This window comes from Streptomyces sp. NPDC033131, from assembly GCF_055578365.1.
The window spans coordinates 1-3,321 of the sequence record NZ_JBVIPA010000105.1 but is presented as its reverse complement, the minus strand read 5'-3'; the positions used below and the strand labels follow the sequence as shown (position 1 = coordinate 3,321).

Annotated in this window: 4 protein-coding genes; 1 reads left to right on the top strand and 3 read right to left on the bottom strand. The window is 67.1% G+C overall.

Annotation, left to right across the window (positions count from 1 at the left end):
* Window positions 1–97: 97 nt before the first annotated feature.
* The 3 genes from ACZ5XS_RS45615 to ACZ5XS_RS45605 form a co-directional block, all read right to left on the bottom strand.
* Window positions 98–604: an HNH endonuclease gene (locus ACZ5XS_RS45615; RefSeq protein WP_468661619.1), complete on the bottom strand. Its 507-nt coding sequence runs from the start codon at window positions 602–604 to the stop codon at window positions 98–100.
* Window positions 605–747: 143 nt separating this feature from the next.
* The gene (locus ACZ5XS_RS45610) at window positions 748–1,287 is read right to left on the bottom strand and encodes a YbhB/YbcL family Raf kinase inhibitor-like protein (RefSeq protein ID WP_468661618.1); all 540 of its coding nucleotides are present in this window, start codon (window positions 1,285–1,287) and stop codon (window positions 748–750) included.
* Between the two features lie 42 nt (window positions 1,288–1,329).
* Window positions 1,330–2,112 (bottom strand): sporulation protein, encoded by a 783-nt coding sequence (locus ACZ5XS_RS45605; protein WP_468661617.1) that lies wholly within the window; start codon window positions 2,110–2,112, stop codon window positions 1,330–1,332.
* Window positions 2,113–2,322: 210 nt separating this feature from the next.
* Here ACZ5XS_RS45605 and ACZ5XS_RS45600 point away from each other — a divergent pair, with 210 nt between their 5' ends.
* The gene (locus ACZ5XS_RS45600) at window positions 2,323–2,964 is read left to right on the top strand and encodes a DNA-3-methyladenine glycosylase (RefSeq protein ID WP_468661616.1); all 642 of its coding nucleotides are present in this window, start codon (window positions 2,323–2,325) and stop codon (window positions 2,962–2,964) included.
* Window positions 2,965–3,321: the final 357 nt, after the last annotated feature.

Sequence of the window (3,321 nt, the reverse complement as noted above, 5' to 3'; positions counted from 1 at the left end):
GGTCCGACAAACGCTCGCCCGCAGGCGACTTGACCTGCCCCACCCTCGCCACACCACAACCAACGAGCGCAGGGCATCTAAGTCACCGGCATTGCCCCTAAGCCGCGTCCCGCGCCAGCCACTTTGGCAGCGCCCCGAAGTCCTCGTGGCCCAGCGACAGCAGCATCGCGTCCGCCGGGGTCGGCTCGAACGGCAGCCGCAACAGCGGCATGCCTGCCTCCTCCGGCGTCCGGTTCGCCTTGCGGTGGTTGTCCTGTGCGCACGAGGCCACCGTGTTCAGCCAGGTGTCCTGGCCACCCTGAGACCGCGGCACGACGTGGTCCACGGTCGTCCCCCGCCTGCCGCAGTACGCGCACCGGTGCCGATCCCGGATCAGGACACCCCGCCTCGACCACGGGGCTTGTCTTCGGAAGGGCACCCGTACGTACCTGCACAGCCTGATCACCCGGGGCGCCGGTATGTCGACCGCGGCTCCGCGCATGCGCAGTTCGGGGTGGGACTGCTCGACGACGGCCTTGTCCTGAAGCACCAGAACGACGGCTCGGTTCAACGTCACCGTCGACAGCGGCTCGAAGCTCGCGTTCAGTACCAGCGTGTCCCGCATGTCAGCCCACCTCCCTGCGCACCGGCCCACCCCTGTGGCGGGCTGGATCAACTCTGGCCGGGCATGCCGAGATGGACAACGCAATAAAAAATGCCCGCCTCTGATCACTTCCAAGACCAGAGGCGGGCAAACGTTCTCGAACGTCAGTCTTCGGCGGGCACTTCGTACTCACCGATCAACTGCGCCCGCGCCAGCGTGTGGAAGCGCAGGTTGAAGCCCACTACGGCCGGGCTGGCGTCCGAGTCCGGGCCGAGCTTGTCCTGATCCACCGCGTACACCGTGAAGACGTACCGGTGCGGCCCGTCCCCGGGTGGCGGCGCCGCACCACCGAACTCCTTCGTTCCGTAGTCGTTCCGCGCGTGTACGGCACCCTCCGGCAGCCCCTCGAACTTGCCGCTGCCCGCACCCACCGGCAACTCGGTCACCGACGCCGGGATGTCGAACACCACCCAGTGCCAGAACCCGCTGCCCGTCGGAGCATCGGGGTCGTAGCAGGTCACGGCGAAACTCTTGGTCTCGGCCGGGAAACCCTCCCACCGCAGCTGCGGCGAGGTGTTGCCGGCCGCGTGGACCTGAGCGTCCTTGAGCGTCCCACCCTCCGTGACGTCCTCGCTCGTCACCGTGAACGGCGGGACGGGCGGGTGGAAGTCATGGGGGAGCGGCCGCCGCTTGAGCTCGGTCACCTCGGTACCTCCTGATCGGTTCTGGAGTCAGTGGTTCCGAGCCTAGAACCAGTTGCGCTTGCTGCCGACCTCGGACAGCCACTGGTTGAGGTATGCCACCCAGTCCGTGCCCTGGTAGTCGTGCAGACCCACCTGGAACGAGCGGAAGGTGTCGCTGCTCTCGCTGAACAGACCCGGCTTCTTGTCCATCTCCAGAACGACGTCCATCGCGCTCTGGTCCGCGACGAAGCTCAGCTCGACCTGGTTCAGACCGCGGTACTGCTGCGGCGGCAGAAACTCGATCTCCTGGTAGAACGGCAACTTCTGCCGCGTACCCCGGATGAGACCGCGCTCCATGTCGGCGTTCTTGAACCGGAAGCCCAGCTGGATGAAGGCGTCCAGGATCGCCTTCTGGGCCGGCAGCGGGTGCACGTTGACCGGGTCCAGGTCACCGGAGTCCACCGCGCGGGCGATCTCCAGCTCCGTCGTCACCCCGATGTGCATCGCGGGCAGCGCGCGACCGTCGATCATCGTGATGGGCGTCTCCCACGGGATCTCCAGCCCGAACGGCACCACGTGCACGGCGCTCGCCTTGAGCTCGAAGGCACCGCCGAGCCGCTGCTTCGTGAACTCGATGTCCTGCTTGTACTCCTGGTCGCCGCTCTCGACCTCGACCTTGGCCTGCAGCCCGACCGAGAGCGCCTCGATCTGCTGATCGACGGACCCGCCCTGGATCCGCACCTCGCCCTGGACGACACCGCCCGGAACGACGTTGACCTCGGTCAGCACCGTTTCCACCGAAGCCCCGCCGGCACCCAGGCTCGCAAGCAGCTTCTTGAACGCCATGTTTCTCCCTCTTCAGGCGGCCCCTCGGGCACCGCCTGTTGCGTCGGTTCCGTCGTCCTGCTTCATGCGCTTCCGGCGCTCCACGCGCGCGGGTCCTTGATCCATACAAACGCGATCCGGCCGCGGCCGGTTCCGCACTCTCACCCTGGCAAGACGCAGGCCCCCTGACCACCTCGGCGCACCCACCCGTCTGCACTACCCTCGGACGGCATGATCGCGACCCCCGACCGTACGCCCCTGCCCCGAGAGTTCTTCGACCGACCCGTACTGGAGGTCGCCCCCGACCTCCTCGGCCGCACCCTCGTACGCACCACCCCGGACGGTCCGATCGTGCTGCGCCTCACGGAGGTCGAGGCCTACGACGGCCCGAACGACCCCGGCTCCCACGCCTATCGCGGCCGCACGGCCCGCAACGGCGTGATGTTCGGTCCGCCCGGCCATGTGTACGTCTACTTCACCTACGGCATGTGGTTCTGCATGAACCTGGTGTGTGGTCCGGAGGGGGAGTCGAGCGCCGTCCTCCTCCGAGCCGGCGAGATCGTCGAAGGCGCCGAGCTGGCCCGCAAACGTCGACTCTCGGCCCGAAACGACAAGGAACTGGCCAAAGGCCCGGCCCGCCTGGCCACGGCCCTGGACGTGGACCGCGCACTGAACGGCACGGACGCGTGCGCCGCCGGGGACACCCCCCTGTGTGTCCTGGCAGGTACGCCCGTGCCCCGCGACCAGGTGAGCAACGGCCCGCGCACCGGAGTGGCCGGCGACGGAGGTGTACACCCCTGGCGCTTCTGGATCGCCAACGACCCGACGGTGAGCCCTTATCGGGCCCATGTGCCCAGGCGCCGCCGAAGTTGACTCGCCCTCCGAAGATGCGTAACGTGGCACGAGCCGCTTGAACCGGGTACGGCGATCGCCTGCAGCCGGAAGCGGACAAACCACTACCTTCGATTCTCCCCTCAGCGGGGGCCAATTCGGCGTGCACCCATGCCCGAATTCGGAACTCGCGGACTCGATTATGAGTTGGCGGGAGGGATCGGCTAACGTAGTGAATGTCGAAAGGCCGACAGGCGAAAGCCAAGGCATTACGACAACCCTCTCCGACAGGGAATCGGGACCGAAAGGGTCTGATAGAGTCGGAAACGCAAGACCGAAGGGAAGCCCGGAGGAAAGCCCGAGAGGGTGAGTACAAAGGAAGCGTCCGTTCCTTGAGAA